The 16,795-nt window shown below is 68.5% G+C and carries 12 protein-coding genes and 1 tRNA gene; 7 read left to right on the forward strand and 6 right to left on the reverse strand.

The features are described 5' to 3' along the window. Positions 1–31 precede the first annotated feature (31 nt). Positions 32–1,393 (reverse strand): phosphohexomutase domain-containing protein, encoded by a 1,362-nt coding sequence (locus tag EYW40_RS16290; protein ID WP_135822714.1) that lies wholly within the window; start codon positions 1,391–1,393, stop codon positions 32–34. 168 nt (positions 1,394–1,561) lie between these two features. On the opposite strand from EYW40_RS16290, the gene EYW40_RS16295 reads away from it, so the two are divergent. Further along, the gene (locus EYW40_RS16295; protein WP_135822715.1) at positions 1,562–2,197 is read left to right on the forward strand and encodes an RAD55 family ATPase; all 636 of its coding nucleotides are present in this window, start codon (positions 1,562–1,564) and stop codon (positions 2,195–2,197) included. On the opposite strand, the gene EYW40_RS16300 is transcribed toward EYW40_RS16295, so the two are convergent. Then, positions 2,194–2,667, reverse strand: coding sequence for a DUF5793 family protein (locus EYW40_RS16300; protein ID WP_135822716.1), 474 nt, complete (start codon positions 2,665–2,667; stop codon positions 2,194–2,196). The two genes, EYW40_RS16295 and EYW40_RS16300, sit on opposite strands and share 4 nt — an antisense overlap. A 215-nt stretch (positions 2,668–2,882) precedes the next feature. On the opposite strand from EYW40_RS16300, the gene EYW40_RS16305 reads away from it, so the two are divergent. The 5 genes from EYW40_RS16305 to EYW40_RS16325 all read left to right on the forward strand — a co-directional run bounded on the left by EYW40_RS16305 (position 2,883) and on the right by EYW40_RS16325 (position 8,869). Then, entirely contained in the window at positions 2,883–4,751 is a 1,869-nt protein-coding gene (locus EYW40_RS16305) for a type II/IV secretion system ATPase subunit (RefSeq protein WP_135822717.1), read from the forward strand. After that, the gene (locus tag EYW40_RS16310) at positions 4,751–6,844 is read left to right on the forward strand and encodes a type II secretion system F family protein (protein WP_135822718.1); all 2,094 of its coding nucleotides are present in this window, start codon (positions 4,751–4,753) and stop codon (positions 6,842–6,844) included. Before EYW40_RS16305 ends, EYW40_RS16310 begins: the two co-directional genes overlap by 1 nt. 37 nt (positions 6,845–6,881) lie before the next feature. Continuing rightward, entirely contained in the window at positions 6,882–7,532 is a 651-nt protein-coding gene (locus EYW40_RS16315; RefSeq protein WP_135822719.1) for a class I SAM-dependent methyltransferase, read from the forward strand. A 112-nt stretch (positions 7,533–7,644) separates the two neighbouring features. Continuing rightward, positions 7,645–7,715: transfer RNA gene (locus EYW40_RS16320), tRNA-Gly, on the forward strand. Between the two features lie 332 nt (positions 7,716–8,047). After that, positions 8,048–8,869: a nucleoside phosphorylase gene (locus EYW40_RS16325; RefSeq protein WP_135822720.1), complete on the forward strand. Its 822-nt coding sequence runs from the start codon at positions 8,048–8,050 to the stop codon at positions 8,867–8,869. 235 nt (positions 8,870–9,104) lie between these two features. On the opposite strand, the gene EYW40_RS16330 is transcribed toward EYW40_RS16325, so the two are convergent. Beyond that, complete coding sequence (locus EYW40_RS16330; RefSeq protein ID WP_135822721.1) at positions 9,105–10,259, reverse strand: NAD(P)/FAD-dependent oxidoreductase; 1,155 nt, start codon at positions 10,257–10,259, stop codon at positions 9,105–9,107. 135 nt (positions 10,260–10,394) lie between these two features. After that, positions 10,395–10,928: an Rrf2 family transcriptional regulator gene (locus EYW40_RS16335; protein ID WP_135822722.1), complete on the reverse strand. Its 534-nt coding sequence runs from the start codon at positions 10,926–10,928 to the stop codon at positions 10,395–10,397. Positions 10,929–11,207: 279 nt separating this feature from the next. On the opposite strand from EYW40_RS16335, the gene rocF reads away from it, so the two are divergent. Further along, positions 11,208–12,116: an arginase gene (gene rocF, locus EYW40_RS16340; protein WP_135822723.1), complete on the forward strand. Its 909-nt coding sequence runs from the start codon at positions 11,208–11,210 to the stop codon at positions 12,114–12,116. Positions 12,117–12,323: 207 nt separating this feature from the next. Here rocF and gyrA read toward each other — a convergent pair whose 3' ends face one another. Further along, positions 12,324–14,774, reverse strand: coding sequence for a DNA gyrase subunit A (gene gyrA / locus EYW40_RS16345; protein ID WP_135822724.1), 2,451 nt, complete (start codon positions 14,772–14,774; stop codon positions 12,324–12,326). A 1-nt stretch (position 14,775) separates the two neighbouring features. Continuing rightward, entirely contained in the window at positions 14,776–16,689 is a 1,914-nt protein-coding gene (gene gyrB / locus EYW40_RS16350) for a DNA topoisomerase (ATP-hydrolyzing) subunit B (RefSeq protein ID WP_135822725.1), read from the reverse strand. Positions 16,690–16,795: the final 106 nt, after the last annotated feature.

Genomic DNA, 16,795 nt, shown 5'->3' on the forward strand with positions numbered 1-16,795 from the left:
GTCGGACGGGACGACTAGCGCGGCCGCCCGCTCACTGCCCGACGGCGTCCTCGACCGTCCCGCGGGCCGTCTCGATGAGGTCGTCGACGTCGTCGCTCTCGGCGTAGATCCGGACGTACGGCTCGGTGCCGCTCGGCCGCACCAGCACCCACGAGCCGTCCGGTAGTTCCACCCGGACGCCGTAGTCGGTGTTCGCGTCGCCGTCGGGGAACCGCTCCGGAAGGCTCGTCGCCAGCCGCTCCATCGCCGCTTCCTTGCGATCGTCCGGGCACTCGACGCTGACCTTCCGGTAGGGCCGTTCGGTCACCGGCTCGCGGAGCGGCGCGACGCCGCCGGCGTCGACGACCAGCCCCGAGATGACGGCCGCGCTGGTCACGCCGTCGATCCAGCCGCCGAAGGCCGTGTGGATGTGCTTCCAGGGTTCGGCGGCGAAGGCGACTTCGGTCCCCTCGTCGCCGGCCGCGCGCTCACGGGCGATGCCCTCGTGGAGCGCGCCCAGCCGGACCCGCTCGACGCGGCCGCCTGCGGCGCGGACCCGCTCGTCGATCCGGGCGGAGGCGTTCGGCGTCGTGACGACGACGGGGTCGGTCGCATCGCTCGCCGCGGTGTAGTGATTCGCCAGCACCGCCAGCACGGTGTCCTCGTGGACGACGTCGCCGTCCGGCCCGACGATCACGATCCGGTCGGCGTCGCCGTCGTGGCCGATCCCCACGTCGTGGCCCTCGCGGACGAACTCCCGGAGGTCCGCGAGCGACTCCGGCGTCGGCTTGCTCTCGCGGCCCGGGAAGTGGCCGTCGACGTTCGCGTTCAGCGCCGTAACGTCCGCGCCGAGCGCGCGGAGCACCTGGGGCGTCGCGAGGCTCGCCATCCCGTTGCCGCAGTCGACGGCGACCGACAGCCCGTCGAGGGGACGCTCGCCCTCGCCGAGGGTCGTCCGGGCGTAGTCCGCGACCGCGTCCCGGTAGGCGTCCAGCACGTCGAGGCGCTCGCCGTCGCCCCACTCGGCCCAGTCGACGGGCGCTCCGGCCGCTTCGACGCGCTCCTCGACGGTCCGCTCGGCGTCGCGGTCGTACTCGACGCCGTCGACGAACAGCTTCAGCCCGTTGTCCTGCGGCGGGTTGTGGCTCGCCGTGACCATCACACCGCGCCGGCCCTGCGAGGCGAAGGCGAGGGCCGGCGTCGGCACCTGTCCCACCCGGCGCACGTCCGCGCCGGCGCTTTCCAGCCCCGCCTCGACCGCGGCGGCGAGCGCCGGGCCGGTGACGCGGCCGTCGCGGCCGACGACGAACGTCTCGCCGTCCGCGCCCGCCGCCCGCCCGACCGCGAGCGCGAGCTCCGGCGTCACGTCGTCGCGGACGGGACCGCGGATCCCAGCGGTTCCGAACAGTGTCATAGACGGCGGGTTCCCCCGCGGCGAACAAGTCATTGTCGGTCGGTCCACGTCGATGGGCCGACCGGCGACGCGACCGCCACTCCCCGCGCGCTCGAAGCCGCTATCACCTCAATTTATCCGGGAGTGGTGAGAAAGGGGCAACCACGCCGCCCGGTCGCAGGATCCGCCATGTACTCTCTCGACATCGACTTTCCCACAGACGCGATCGCCGGCGGAACGAACCTGCTGGTCGTCGGACCGTCGATGAGCGGGAAGCGCGGCCTCGTCCTCGACGTGCTCGCGGACGGGTACGCCGACGACGACGGGGTGGTCGTGGTCACGACCCAGAACGGCCCGGACGAGGTCCACGACGGGATCACCGACCGGCTCGACGTCGACTCCGTCAGCGGGCTGGGCGTGGTCGACTGCACCGGGCAGGAGGGGCCGGCCTCCGGCGACGACCGCATCCGCCGCGTCTCGTCGCCGCGGGACCTCACCGGCATCGGGATGGAGAGCTCGGACCTGATCGACATGTTCACCGACCGGGGCTACCGGCCCCGGACCGCGTTCGACTCCCTGTCGCAACTGCTGATGTACGCCGACGTGAAGACGGTGTTTCGCTTCCTCCACATCTTCACCGGGCGCATCGGCGCGGCCGACGCGCTCGGCCTGTACACGCTCGACAGCGAGGCCCACGACGAGCAGACCGCCCACACGATCCGGCAGCTGTTCGACGGGATGATACAGACGAAAGTGGACGACGACGGGCGCGCGTTTCGCGTACGCGGGCTGCCCGGCGCCGACGACGGCTGGACCCGGTTCTAGAGTTCGACGCCGCTCGGGATGAGGCTGTGCTGTCTGAGCAGGTTCCCCTCCCTGTTGTACACGAGGAAGGTCCGCTTGTCGTAGACGACCAGCTCCTCGCCGTCGACGTAGATCCGGACCTCGTACCGGCCGTCGTCGTCGGCGGCCTCCTCGCCGTAGCGTCTGGCCGCGCGGATGAACGCGAGCACGTCGTCGGCGTCCTCGTTCAGTTCGAGGATGAAATCGCCCGTCACCCGGTTGGTGACGCTGACGACGCCCGTCGCGTCCGGGTCGTCGATCGCAGACTGGAGGCGCAACGCGACGTCCGTGCCGTCCGCGTCGAGGAACTCCCCGTCCGCGCCTGTCAACTGCTCCTCGAGCGTGGACGCCGGTCCCTCGAAATCGATCCGTACGGTCGGCTTCGCCGGGTCCCCGCCCTCGTCGACCCAGTCAACGTCGCTCACGTCAAGCGTGAAGTAGTCGCGCCTCATTCCCTGTCAGGTGCTACGGTCTCGCCGGGTATGAACGTAACGCCCGAGGCACCTCGCCGGAGGGCGGATCCGGGATGACACGCCCCACGGCGGTCGCGGGTCGCCGCGGGCGGGTGAGCGCGCCGCCAGGCCCGGCCGTCCAATTTAAGTCCCGTCGACCCAACTTTTCCCCAAGTGAACCGTATCGGGACAGGTAGCCGTTTCAGTGGGTGACAATGGCAGGGGACCCGGAGCACCGACGGGATCGAACGGGGGCGGACACGTCCGATGACCCGCAGGACGACGCCGACGACAGCGCCGACCCCGACCCCGGAAACGACGGCCGGGAACCGGCCGACGCCGCCGAGCGGGAGGGCAGGGAGCCGCCGGATTCCGGCCCGCGCGACGAACCGGCGCGGTCCGACGAACCGCACGGCGTCGCCGACGCCGTCCACGGAGCGCCGTCCACCCCGGAGACGGAGGCCGAGTCGGACTCCACGTTCGACGCACTCAGACGGCGGATCCGGCGGGCGGTCGAGATGCTCCGGGGGTCGACTATCTCCCCGGAGAACTACGACCCGTCGCGGCACGGTCGGATCGTCACGTTCGACGGGATTGACGGCCACGAGGAGGTCGATCGGTACTGGGTGAACGCCCCCTTCGCGTTCGTGTCGATCCTCTTCGACCCCGAGGAGAACAAACACCTGTACCACGTCGTCGAGCCGGAACTCGACACCGACGAGTACGCACTGCTCGAGGCGCTGTTCGAGGACATCCGCGACCCGCTCATCTACCGGCAGGACGTCAACGAGTCGAACGTGGAGGCGGTGCTCGCCGAGGAGCTCCGCGAACACCTCGAACGCTACGGCGCGGATGTCGACATGCGGACCTTCCATACGCTGTTTTACTACCTCTACCGGGCGTTCCGCGGGTTCAACAAGATCGACCCGATCATGCGGGACGCGCACATCGAGGACGTCTCCTGTGACGGGTACGACCTGCCCCTGTTCGTCTACCACGACGAGTACACCGACATCGAGACGAACGTCTCCTTCGAGCGCGACGAACTCGACAACTTCGTCGTCCGGCTGGCCCAACACTCCGGCCGCCACATTTCGGTCGGCGACCCCATGGTCGAGACGACGCTCCCGGACGGGAGCCGCGCCGAACTCGCGCTCGGCGAGGAGGTGACGCCCCGCGGGTCCGCGTTTACCATCCGGAAGTACGCCGACGAGCCGTTCACGCCGGTCGACCTGCTGGAGTACGGCACGTTCAACGTCGACCAGATGGCGTACCTCTGGCTGGCCATCGAGAACAACAAGAGCCTCGTGTTCGCCGGCGGGACGGCGTCGGGCAAGACCACGTCGATGAACGCCATCTCGATGTTCATCCCGCCGCGGTCGAAGGTGCTGACCATCGAGGACACCCGCGAACTGACGCTGTACCACGACAACTGGCTCTCTAGCGTCACCCGCGACCGCCTCTCGGAGGGCAACGACATCACGATGTACGACCTCCTGCGGTCCGCGCTGCGCCACCGCCCCGAGTACATCGTCGTCGGCGAGGTCCGCGGCGAGGAGGCGATCACGCTGTTCCAGGCGATGAACACCGGCCACACCACCTACTCGACGATGCACGCCGACAGCGTCCGCACCGTCATCAACCGCCTGGAGAACGAGCCGATCAACGTCCCGCGGGCGATGGTCCAGAGCCTTGACGTGCTCTGCGTCCAGACGCTCACCCGGTTCGAGGGCGAGCGCGTCCGCCGCAACAAGACGATAGCCGAGATAGAGGGCATCGACCAGCGCACAGGCGAACTCGACTACTCGACGGCCTTCACGTGGGACCCGAGCGACGACACCTTCTCGCGGGGCGACAGCAAGTTGCTCGACGAGATCCGCGACGACAACGGGTGGAACCAGTCGGAGCTGTTGCGCGAACTGCAGCGCCGCCGCGAGTTCCTCCGGTTCCTCTGGGACAACGGCGTGACCGACTACCGCCGCTTCACCGCGATGATAAACGACTACTACTCGGACCCCGAGGCGGCGATGGACTCGATCGAGGGGGACGGCGACCCGCTCGAAACCGAGCCGGCCACCGACTGATGGCGCTCGTCAACTACCTCCCGCTGGTCGTCGCCGTCGTCGTCCTGCTGCCGGTCGCGCTCGCGCCGGTCAGCGTCCGGGCGGACCGCGTCGTCACCCGGTTCGCCATGGTCACGTTCGGCGACTACGTGGACGACAGGGGCCGAAAGCGGGCGCGGCGAAGCCGCCTGCTCCGCGCGGCGCAACTGCCGACGACGTACCGCATCTACGCGGCGAAGACGCTGTTTTTCGCCACCCTGGTCGCGCTTGCCGGGAGCGTGCTCGCGACGTACGTCATCTGGGGGGTGCTCACGCTGCTCGCTGTGGACCCGGCGACGATCCGGGAGACGCTGCCCGAACAGCTCTCCGTCCTCGCCGGCGTCGGCGGCGTGACGAGCGTGTCGCCGACCCAGCTCCTCGTGCTCCTGCTCGCCGCCGGCCTGACGCTTGGTACCGTCGGCGGGCTGACGACCTACTGGCTCCGCTGGTGGTATCCGGCGAACCGAGCCGAGGGCCGCGCCGACCGGATCGACGTGACGATGCCACAGATGGTGGCGTTCGTGTACGCGCTCTCCCGGAGCGGGATGCCGTTCCCGAAGGTGATGCGTATCCTCTCGGAGAACCGCAACGTGTACGGCGAGGCGGCCGACGAGATGCGGGTCGCCGTCCGCAACGTCGAGCTGTTCGGCATGGACATGATAACGGCGCTGACGACGATGAGCCGCCGATCGCCCAGCGACGACTTCAAGGAGTTCGGCGAGAACCTCGTCAGCGTCCTCCAGAGCGGGCGGAGCCTCTCGGAGTTCCTCCGCCAGCAGTACGAGCAGTACCAGGACGAGGCCGAGGCCCAGCAGGAGCAACTGCTCAACCTCCTGGCGACGATAGCCGAGGCGTACGTCACCGTGCTGGTCGCGGGGCCGCTCTTTCTCATCACCATCCTCGTGGTCATCGGCATCACGGTCAGCGACACGCTCCCCCTGTTGCGGGTCGTGGTGTACGTCCTGCTGCCGGTCGGCAACATTGCGTTCGTGCTTTATCTGGGCTCGGTGATGGGGTCGTACACGGGGACCGTTCGCCGGACCGACGCCGACGACGTGGGCCAGCCGATCCCCGACGTCCGCCGCGCCGGACCGGCCCGTTCCGACGGCGGCCGGCCCGGCGGGGACCACCCGAACGTCGAGCGGCTCCGGGCCCATCGCCGGTTCCGCTGGGTTCGGAACCGGCTCGGCCAGCCCGTCCAGACGGTGCTCGACGACCCCACGACGCTGCTATGGGTCACCGTTCCGATCGCGGTGGTCGTGACGGCGCTCCGGTTCCCGTCGTCGATGGTCGACGGGCGGGTCACCGCCGCCGGCCTCGACGACCTACTGATCCAGGCGGCGCTTTTCGTCATCGGCTCGTTTGCCCTCGCCTACGAGGTGCACAAGCGACGCATCGAGGCCATCGAGGCGTCGATCCCCGACTTCCTCGACCGACTGGCGAGCGTCAACGAGGCGGGGATGACAGTCGTCGAGAGCCTGAACCGCGTCCGGAGCGGCGAACTCGGGGCGTTGAACCGCGAACTCGACCGCATCTGGGCGGACATCCAGTGGGGCGCCGACGTCGACGCCGCGCTCCGGCGGTTCGAAGGGCGGATGCGGACCCCGACCGTCTCGCGGGTGGTCACGCTCATCACGCAGGCGATGAACGCCAGCGGCGACCTCTCGACCGTGCTCCGCATCACCGCCTCGCAGGCCAAGGCCGACCGCCGCCTCAAGCGCGAACGGCGACAGGAGATGCTGACGTACGTCGTCGTCGTGTACGTCTCCTTCGGCGTGTTCCTCATCATCATCGCGGCGCTGAACAACGTCCTCATCCCGAACCTCCCGGAGGGGAGCATCGTGGCGAACGACACGCCGAGCCAGATACGGAACATGGAGTCGCTCCAGACCGTGGGGAACCTCGGCAGCCTGAACGAGGCGGCGTACACGCTCGTGTTCTTCCACACGACGGTTATCCACGGGGTCTGCTCGGGGTTCGTCGCCGGGCAGATGAGCGGCGGCCGGATCCGCGACGGGGCGAAACACGCCGCCATCCTGCTCGCGCTGGCGTACGGCGCCTTCCTCGTCATGTGATCGCCGGGGTTAACGAGGCACGCCCCGAACGACCGCCATGGACCGCGACCCCGCCGCCGTGCGGGACACGTACGACCGCATCGCCGGCCACTTCGCGAAGACCCGCGAGTACCCCTGGCCGGAGGTCGAGTCCTTCCTCGACGACGCGCCCGCGGGCGGCGTGGCCCTCGATCTGGGCTGTGGCAACGGCCGCCACGCCGAACTGCTGGCCGAGCAGGCCGACCGGGTCGTCGGCGCGGACGTGAGCCGCGGGCTGCTGGAGACGGCCCGCGACCGCGCCGCCGAGCGCGGGTTCCCCGTCGACCTCCTGCAGTGCGACGCCGCCGCCGTTCCGCTCGCCGACGACGCCGTCGCCGTCGCGGTGTACGTCGCCACGCTCCACCACCTCCCCGACCGCGCGGCCCGCATCGCGAGCCTGGACGAACTCGCCCGCGTCCTCGCCGCGGACGGCGTCGCGCTCGTCAGCGCATGGAGCACGGCCCACGACCGCTTCGACGCCGACGAGGGGTTCGACACCACCGTCGACTGGACGCTCCCCGACGGCGAGACGGTCCCGCGGTTCTACCACGTGTACTCGCCGGCGGAGTTCGAGGCGGACCTGCGCGACAGCGACCTGACGGTCCGGGAGGCGTTCGTCTCCAGCGGCAACTGCTACGCCGCCGTCGAACCCGCGCCCGCCGGCGACTGAAAGGACAACGCCCTTATTGCAGGACGAGTTAGCCGTGCGTGAGCGCCGATGGTGAGCAAACCCGAGACGGGTTTGCGAACTGCGGGGCGCGAGCGAACGAAGTGATCGACGTGCGCCGATGGTCTAGTGGCAGGACCTGAGCCTTCCAAGCTCATGGCCCGGGTTCAAATCCCGGTCGGCGCATAATCGGCTCGAACGAACGTGAGAGCCGTGTATGTGAAACCGAGGGATTTGAACTACGCGAACGCGAGCGCCAGCGAGCGTTCGCCATCGAGTTCAAATCCCGGTCGGCGCACTCCTGCGGTCGTTTGCCGACCGACTTCCCGCCCACTGCGCTCGCGGGAATCCCGGTCGGCGCATTTCCACTGCAAACCGACGTGAGCAGTGCAATCGCTCACCGGAGTTTGAACCCTGCCAGTCGCGTGGTCCGAACGCCGCGTCATTGCCGACGCGGGGTCGCCGTCCGGTCGGACGGTGTCACCGGGTATTTATCCGCCCCCTCCCAACGGCGGGACATGCCCGGAGACAGCGAGGACCCCAACGAGGACGTGCAGTACCACCTCGAAGTCAGCGCGGAGGACATGGCCGACGCCGTCCTGTTGCCCGGCAACCCCGAGCGCGTCGACAAGATCACGGCGCTGTGGGACGACCACGAGGAGCGAGCGTACCACCGCGAGTACCGCACCGCGACCGGGACGTACGAGGGCGCGCCGATCAGCGTCACCTCCACGGGGATCGGCTCGCCGTCGGCGGCCATCGCCGTCGAGGAACTGGCCCGCGTCGGCGTCGACACGTTCATCCGCGTCGGCTCCTGCGGGGCGATCCAGCCGGAGGCGTCCGTCGGCGACCTGATCATCACCACCGGCGCGGTGCGACAGGAGGGGACCACCGACGAGTACGTCCGCGAGGACTACCCGGCGAACGCGAACCACGAAGTCGTCTCGGCGCTGGTCGCCGCCGCGGAGCGGCTTGGCTACGACTACCACACCGGGATCACGACGAGCACCGACAGCTTCTACGCCGGCCAGGGCCGCCCCGGCTTCGAGGGGTTCGAGGCCGCCGGCAGCGACGAACTCGTGGAGAACCTGAAGGAGGTGAACGTGACGAACCTGGAGATGGAGGCAAGCGCCATCCTCACGCTCGCGAACATCTACGGCCTGCGCGCCGGCGCGGTCTGTTCCGTCTACGCCAACCGCGAGACCGGCGAGTTCCGCACGGAGGGCGAAAGCCGCGCCGCCGAGACGGCGTCGCTCGCCGTCAAACTGCTGGCGAAGATGGACGAGAAGAAGGCCGAGGCCGGCGTCGACGAGTGGCACGCCGGGCTGAGCCTGGACTGACCGCCGTGGCCGGGCGGACCCGCTCCGCGCTGCGGAGCGTGGTCCGATACGGGGAAGGGCAGGCTGTCGGCAACTGGCGAAATCGTCGAGCATCCGCGCGAGCGAAGCGAGCGCGGTTCGCCGCGAGTGAGCGAAGCGAACGAGCGGAGTTTTTGGCCGAGCTTTTTGTCGGGAGGGTGCCCGCAGCAGGCCGGCGGCCTGCGAGGACACCCGAGCGAGAAAAAGGTCGTCGTCGCTAGAGATCGGACCACGCCTTCAGGGCGCGGCCGTACGACGAGATGTCGGCGATCCAGCGGGCGGCGATGGCCTTCTTCAGCGTCTCGGCGGGGAACGAGCCGAACGTGTTGAGCGGGAGCATCATCACGTCGTGGGCGACCGCCTCGTCGCCGACGGAGATGACCGTCCCCTTGTCCTTGTGGGTCCAGGTCTTCAGCGGGCGGCCCTCGACGGCGCGGGCGACGTTCTCGCCGGCGACCTCGGCGGCCTGCCAGGCGGCCTGCGCGGTCGGCGGTGCGGGCTGGTCGTTCTGCTCGATTATCGCGGAGTCGCCGATGGCGAACACGCGCTCGTCGCTGGTCTCGAAGGTGGCCTCGGCGTTGACGCGGTTGTGTTCCTTCTCCAGTTCCGCGCCGTCCAGCGCGTCGCGGCCGGTGATGCCGCCGGTCCAGAGGAACACGTCGTACTCCAGAGGCTCGCCCTCGTCGAAGTAGATGGCGTCCTCGCCGGCCTCCACGATGGGGTCGTCGGTGAGGATCTCGATGTCGGCCTCCTGAAGGCGCTTGCGGAGCGCGCCCTGCACTTCGGGGTCGTTACCGGGGAAGATCTCCTCTAAGGCTTCCACGAGGTAGATGTCGATGGGGGCTTGGTGCTCGTCGCGGAACTCGGCGATCTCGCCGGCACTCTGGATGCCCGACAGGCCGGCGCCGCCGACGACGACCTGCGCGGGGTCGTTGCGGGTGGCGTCCCGGGCGGCGGACTTGACTCGCTCGTGGATCTCCAGGGCGTCGTCGAGGCTCTTGAGGGTGAGCGAGTTCTCTGCCATCCCGTCGATGCCGTAGTAGGCGGTCTGGCTGCCCAGCGCGACGAGGACGTAGTCGTAGTCGATCTCGTCGCCGCCGGCCAGTTCGACCGTCCGGTCGTCGACGTCCACGTCCACGACCTCGTCCTCGACGAAGCGGGTCGTCGGGGACTTGATCTCCTCGACGGGGATCGTGATGTTCTCCTGGACCGTCGGGTCCCGGATGCAGCGGTGGGACTCGTGGAGCACGAGGTGGTAGTCGGTGTCCGACACCCACGTCAGCTCGGCGGAGTTGCCGAGCTCGTCTTCGAGCTGCTGTATCGCGCCGGCGCCGGCATAGCCCGCGCCGAGCACGACAACCTTGGCTGGCATGGCTCGTAGTGGGGAATCCTCCGATACAAAGGCTTTGAAAGTCGGAGGTGCGTGTTTCGTGCTACCACGAGACTCCCTCACACGGGGTCGGCAACCCCCAGTTAACGGGAGAAAACGATGTCGACGCCGCGTCGCTCAGTGCTCCGCTTCGCCGGCGGGCGCCCGCATGCTCTCGATCCGCAGGATGAGGATGTTGCTGGTGTCGTCCTTGCCGTCGACGGTCCCCTCGATCAGGAGCTTCGAGAGCGGGGTCGGGCCGACGGTGACCGAATCGCCCTCGTGGAAGTCGCGTACCGACCCCTGCAGGTGGATCTCGGCGCGGCAGAGTTCGGGGTGGTGGACGCTGCTCAGGTCGATCTCCTCGACGTTTGCGTCGGTCACGTCCTCGCCCTCGTGCTGGAGCGGGACGGCGGCGGGCTCGTCCATCTGCTGGATCTCGAGGGCCTCGTAGGCCGTCGCGGTCGGCTTGTAGCCGCCCTTCGGGCCCGGAACGCCCTCGACGAGCTGGAGCGCCTTCAGGCTCTGCATCTGGTTGCGGATGGTGCCGGGGTTGCGGTCGACCTCCTCGGCGATATCCTCCCCCTTGACGGCGTCCTCGGTCTCCCTGTGGAGATTGATAAGCGCGTTGAGAATTGTCTTCTGACTGGGCGTCAGTTCGATCGATGACATAGGGAAACCTTCGTAATAGATTTCCTTAAATCCGACGGTGAAGCCAGGATTTAGCGACGTCAGCCGGTCCGAACCTCGCGATGATAACCGTGTCGATGTCGGGACGGCGGCGAGGTGGCGGTGTCGGCTCGTCGCCCCCGCCGCGCCGTCCCCCGGCCGGAACAGACCCCGGTTTTTTCAACGCCGCCCGCCCCTCGGTGTCGGCGCTACGTCCGCCGATCCGGCGAACCTTCACGGAGGATCACCGGATTTAATCGCCGGGGGGGCGGAGGTCCGTCCATGACCGACACCGTGAGAGTCATCGGAGCGCCCGCGGACTACGGGGCGAACCGCCGCGGCGTGGACATGGGGCCGTCGGCGATCCGGTACGCCGGCCTGGCCGACGCGGTCGAGAGCACCGGCGCGGGTTACGTCGACGGCGGCGACCTCCCGGCACCGCGGCCCGAGGAGCGCGACCCGGACCGGGAACCGCCGGCGGTCGGCGACGCGAAGTTCCTCCGCGAGATCGAGGGCGTCTGTCGCCGCCTGCGCGACGCGACCGCGACCGCGATCGGCGACGGGGAGACGCCGCTCGTGCTCGGGGGCGACCACTCCATCGCGATGGGCTCTCTCGGCGGTGCCGCACGCGACGCATCCGTCGGCGTCGTCTGGTTCGACGCCCACGGCGACTTCAACACCCCCGAGACCACGCCGAGCGGCAACGTCCACGGGATGCCGCTCGCCGCCGCGCTCGGCCGCGGGGAGATCGGTGCGACGGAGTGGGGCAGGGCCGCCGGACTCGACGCTGAGAACGTCGCGCTCGTCGGCCTCCGGAGCCTCGACGACCCCGAGAAGGAGGCGATCCGGGGCAGCGACGTGACCGCGTTCACCATGTCCGACATCGACGAACGCGGGATCACGGAGGTCACCGAGGCGGCGCTCGACGTCGCCACCGACGGGACCGAGGGCGTCCACGTCAGCCTCGACCTGGACTGGCTGGACCCCAACGAGGCCCCTGGCGTCGGGACGCCGGTCCGGGGCGGCGTCACCTACCGTGAGGCCCACTCGGCGATGGAGACCGTCGCTGAGTACGACGCGTTGCGGTCGATGGAACTGGTCGAGGTCAACCCCATCCTCGACCAACACAACGAGACGGCCGAACTGGCCGTCGAACTCGCCGCGAGCGCGTTCGGCCGGCGGGTCCTGTAAGGGTCGCGCCGAACGACATCGGCGGCGTCGATTCTTTAAGTGCTTCACGCGATAAGGGCTCGTAGTGAGGAAGTTCGGGCGGCGGGCGAGGCGGTTCTGCGGGGAGCAAACCGACGAGCCACGGCTTACGCCACCATAGGTTCGTTATCGTCAAAGCACCCGCTCAGTCCGGCGTCCGGCGCGAAGAAAGGGAGAAGCCGAGCCGCGTTACTCGCCGGGGTCGGGCAGCACGTCGACGCTCGCGACGGTGTCGCCGCCCTCCAGGTCCATCACGGTGACGCCCATCGTGTTCCGCCCGACCGATGAGACATCGGCCGCGCGGGTCCGCATGATCTGGCCGCGCTGGCTCATGGCGACCAGGTCGTCGTCAGCGCCGACGGACTTGACCGAGACGACGCGCCCGTTGCGCTCGCCGGTCTTGATGTCGATCAGGCCCTTGCCGTAGCGGGACTGCGTGCGGTACTCCGAGAGCGGCGTCCGCTTGCCGAAGCCGTGTTCGGTGACGGTCAACAGCGCGCGGTCGTCGCCCTCGCCGGTCGCCACGAGGCCGGCCACTTCGTCGTCGCCCTCGAGCTTGATCGCGCCGACGCCGCGGGCGTTGCGGCCCATCTCGCGGACCTCGCTCTCCTCGAAGCGGATCGTCATCCCGTCCCGCGTCGCGACGACGAGTTCCTGCCGACCGTCGGTGACGGCCACGTCGACGAGTTCGTCGCCGTCCTCCAGGTCGGCGGCGATGATCCCCGTCGAGAGGATGTTCTCGAACTCGGCGGCGTCGGTGCGCTTGATGTAGCCGTCGCGGGTGACCGTCGTCACGCACTCGTCGGCGGCGAACTCGTCGGTCGGGACGACGGCGGTGATCTCCTCGCCGTCGTCGAAGTCGATGAGGTTGACCGCGGACTTGCCGCGTGCGGTGCGGCTCATCTCGGGGATCTCGTAGGCCTTCAGGCGGTACACCTGCCCGTGGTTGGTGAAACAGAGCAGATAGTCGTGGGTGTTGGCCCGGAACACCTTCGAGACGCGGTCGTCCTCCTTCACGTCGACGCCGATGATCCCCTTGCCGCCGCGGTTCTGCGGGTCGAACCGGTCGACGGGCATCCGCTTGACGTAATCGTCCTCCGTAACGACGACGACCACGTCCTCCTCGGGGATGAGGTCCTCGTGGGTGACGGTGCCCTCGTCCTCGATAATGCTCGTCTTCCGCTCGTCGGCGTACTCCTCCTTGATCTCGCGGAGTTCGTCCTTGATGACGGCGAACAGTTCGTCCTCGTCGCCGAGGATCGTCTCCAGGCGCTCGATGCGCTCCTGGACCTCCTCGTACTCGGCCTCTATCTCGGCGGACTCCATCGAGGTGAGGCTGCCCAGTTGCATCCGGACGATGTGGTCGGCCTGGTCCTGCGAGAAGTCGTAGGCGTCGATCAGCGCATCCTTCGCGTCGTCGCGGTCCTCCGCATCGCGGATGAGTTCGACCACGTCCTCGGCGTTTTGCAGCGCCGTCAGCCGCCCTTCGAGGATGTGCGCGCGGTCCTCCGCCTCGGCCAGGTCGTACTCGCTGCGGCGGCGGACGACCTCCTTGCGGTGGGCGACGTACTCCTCCAGGGTCTCCTTCAGCGTCAGCACCTTCGGCTGGCCGTCGACCAAGGCGAGGTTAATGACGCCGAAGGTCGTCTCGAGGTGGTTCTCCAGCAGCTGGTTCTTGACGACTTCGGCGTTCGCGCCGCGCTTGAGTTCGACGACGACGCGGACGCCGTCGCGGTCGGACTCGTCGCGCAGGTCGCGGACGCCCTCGATCTTCCCCTCGTTGACGTCCTCGGCGATGCGCTCGACCATCCGCGCCTTGTTCGCCTGGAAGGGGACCTCGGTGATGACGATCCGCTCGTCCTCTTCGACCTCGAACTCCGCGCGGACGCGGACCCGGCCGCGGCCCGTCGAGTATGCCGAGTAGATGGCGTCGCGGCCGACGATGTTCGCGCCGGTCGGGAAGTCCGGCCCCTTGACGTGTTCCATCAGGTCGTCGACGTCGCAGTCGGGGTCGTCGATGAGGTGGATCGTCGCGTCGATCACCTCGCCGAGGTTGTGCGGCGGGATGTTCGTCGACATCCCGACGGCGATGCCCGAGGAGCCGTTGACCAGCAGGTTCGGGAACGCCGAGGGGAGCACCTCCGGCTCCATGAGCCGGTCGTCGTAGTTGGACTGGTAGTCGACGGTGTCCTTCTCGATGTCCGACAGCAACTCCTCGGAGATGGGGCTCATCCGGGCCTCCGTGTACCGCATGGCGGCCGCGGGGTCGCCGTCCATCGAGCCGAAGTTGCCCTGGCCGTCGACCAGCGGGTAGCGCATCGAGAAGTCCTGGGCCATCCGGGTCAGCGTGTCGTAGATGGGGCCGTCGCCGTGCGGGTGGTAGTCACCCATCGTCTCGCCCACCACGGACGAGGACTTCCGGTGCGAGGAGCCGCTGGTGACGCCCATCTCGTGCATCGCGTAGAGGATGCGCCGGTGGACGGGCTTCAGCCCGTCGCGCACGTCCGGCAGGGCGCGGCCGGCGATGACGCTCATCGCGTAGTCGATGTAGCTCTGCTCCATCTCGTCCTCGATGCGGACGCGGTCGACGCGCGCGGCGTCGGCGTCCACGTCGGTCGGGTCGGGTGCGTCGGAACTCATCTTAGATGTCCACCCATTCGGCCTCGGGGGAGTGTTCCTTGATGAACTGCTTTCGCGGCTCGACGGCGTCGCCCATCAGCACGGAGAACATCTTGTCCGCGGCGGCGGCGTCCTCGATGGTGATCTGTTTGAGGACGCGGTTCTCCGGGTTCATCGTCGTGTCCCAGAGCTGCTGGGGGTTCATCTCGCCGAGGCCCTTGAACCGCTGGACCTGGCTGGGGTTGCCGTTGCACTCCTCCTCGATGATCCGGTCGCGCTCGGCCTCGGTCATCGCGTCGTACGTGTTCCCGCGGTAGCGGACGCGGTACAGCGGCGGCTGGGCGGCGTACACGTAGCCCGCCTCCAGCAGCGGCTTCATGTGCCGATAGAACAGCGTCAACAGGAGCGTTCGGATGTGCGCCCCGTCGACGTCCGCGTCGGTCATCATGATGATCTTCTCGTAGCGGGCGTCCTCGATGTCGAACTCGTCGCCGATCCCGGTGCCGACCGCGGTGATCATGTTCCGGATCTCGTCGTTCTCGAGGATGCGGTCGAGGCGGTGTTTCTCGACGTTCAAGATCTTCCCGCCGAGCGGGAGGATCGCCTGTATCTCCGGGTTGCGGCCCTGTTTGGCGCTGCCGCCCGCGGAGTCGCCCTCGACGATGAACAGTTCGGAGTCGCTGGGCTCTTTCGTCTGGCAGTCGGCGAGCTTCCCGGGCAGGGCGGTGGATTCGAGCGCGCTCTTGCGGCGGGTCAGCTCCTCGGCCTTCTGGGCGGCCTTCCGGGCCTTCGCGGCCTCGACGGCCTTGGCGACGACCGCCTCGGCGGTGTCGGGGTGCTCCTCGAAGTACGTGCCGAGCCCCTCGTGCATCGCGCTCTCGACGATGCCGCGGACCTCGCTGTTGCCGAGTTTCGTCTTCGTCTGGCCCTCGAACTGCGGGTCAGGGTGTTTGATCGAGATGACCGCCGTCAGCCCCTCCCGGATGTCATCGCCCTTGAGGTTCTCGTCCAAGTCGCCGAGCAGGCCGTTATCGCTCGCGTAGTCGTTGACGATCCGCGTCAGGGCGGTCTTGAACCCGGTGAGGTGGGTGCCGCCCTCGCGCGTGTTGATGTTGTTGGCGAAGGCGTGCAGCGACCCCTGTAGCTCGTCGGTCGCCTGCATCGCCATCTCCACCCGGATCCCCTCCTCCTCGTCGTCGAAGTAGATGACGTCCTCGTGGAGCGGGGACCGGGTCTCGTTGAGGTAGTGAACGAACTCGCGGATGCCGCCGTCGTAGCGGAACGTCTCGGCGGTGCCGTCGCGCTCGTCCGTCAGCGAGATGGCGACGCCGGAGTTCAGGAAGGCGAGTTCGCGCAGGCGACTCTCCAGCGTGGAGTAGGTGAACTCCGTGTGCTCGAAGATGTCGTCGTCGGGCCAAAAGCGGATCGTGGTCCCGGTGTCCTCGTCGGGGTCCATGTCGCGGACCCGCTCCAGTTCGTACTCGGGTTCGCCGTGGTCGAAGCGCTGTTTCCACACCGCGCCGTCGCGCTTGACCTCGACCTCCAGCCACTTCGAGAGGGCGTTGACCACGCTGACGCCGACGCCGTGGAGGCCGCCAGAGACCTGGTAGGACTTGTTGTCGAACTTTCCGCCCGCGTGGAGGACCGTCATGATCACTTCGAGGGCGGGCTTGTCGTGCTCGTCGTGCGTGTCGACGGGGATCCCGCGGCCGTCGTCGTGGATGCTGACGGAGTCGTCCTCGTGGATCGTGACGGTGATCTCGTCGCAGTGTCCCGCCAGCGCCTCGTCTATCGAGTTGTCGACGACTTCGTAGACGAGATGATGCAACCCGCGAGAGTCCGTCGAGCCGATGTACATCGCCGGGCGCTTCTGGACGGCCTGGAGGCCCTCCAGAACCTGGATCTGCCCGGCGCCGTACTCTGTCTCCTCGCTCATAAAACCTGTATCCCGCTAAGCCTCCGGGGGTCATAAAGGTCACGTACGCGCTCGCGCGTGCGTGAATTAGGCACCCTGACACGATCCACCCGGCGACCGGGGTCGG

This window comes from Halostella litorea, assembly GCF_004785955.1.
Taxonomy (GTDB): domain Archaea; phylum Halobacteriota; class Halobacteria; order Halobacteriales; family Natronoarchaeaceae; genus Halostella; species Halostella litorea.

Bases quoted from the DNA above. Each gene is read 5' to 3' on its own strand.
- EYW40_RS16310 (WP_135822718.1), top strand. From the start codon at position 4,751: ATGGCGCTCGTCAACTACCTCCCGCTGGTCGTCGCCGTCGTCGTCCTG.
- EYW40_RS16300 (WP_135822716.1), bottom strand. From the start codon at position 2,667: ATGAGGCGCGACTACTTCACGCTTGACGTGAGCGACGTTGACTGGGTC.
- EYW40_RS16325 (WP_135822720.1), top strand. From the start codon at position 8,048: ATGCCCGGAGACAGCGAGGACCCCAACGAGGACGTGCAGTACCACCTC.
- rocF (WP_135822723.1), top strand. From the start codon at position 11,208: ATGACCGACACCGTGAGAGTCATCGGAGCGCCCGCGGACTACGGGGCG.
- EYW40_RS16290 (WP_135822714.1), bottom strand. From the start codon at position 1,393: ATGACACTGTTCGGAACCGCTGGGATCCGCGGTCCCGTCCGCGACGAC.
- EYW40_RS16335 (WP_135822722.1), bottom strand. From the start codon at position 10,928: ATGTCATCGATCGAACTGACGCCCAGTCAGAAGACAATTCTCAACGCG.
- gyrA (WP_135822724.1), bottom strand. From the start codon at position 14,774: ATGAGTTCCGACGCACCCGACCCGACCGACGTGGACGCCGACGCCGCG.
- EYW40_RS16295 (WP_135822715.1), top strand. From the start codon at position 1,562: ATGTACTCTCTCGACATCGACTTTCCCACAGACGCGATCGCCGGCGGA.
- EYW40_RS16305 (WP_135822717.1), top strand. From the start codon at position 2,883: ATGGCAGGGGACCCGGAGCACCGACGGGATCGAACGGGGGCGGACACG.
- EYW40_RS16315 (WP_135822719.1), top strand. From the start codon at position 6,882: ATGGACCGCGACCCCGCCGCCGTGCGGGACACGTACGACCGCATCGCC.
- gyrB (WP_135822725.1), bottom strand. From the start codon at position 16,689: ATGAGCGAGGAGACAGAGTACGGCGCCGGGCAGATCCAGGTTCTGGAG.
- EYW40_RS16330 (WP_135822721.1), bottom strand. From the start codon at position 10,259: ATGCCAGCCAAGGTTGTCGTGCTCGGCGCGGGCTATGCCGGCGCCGGC.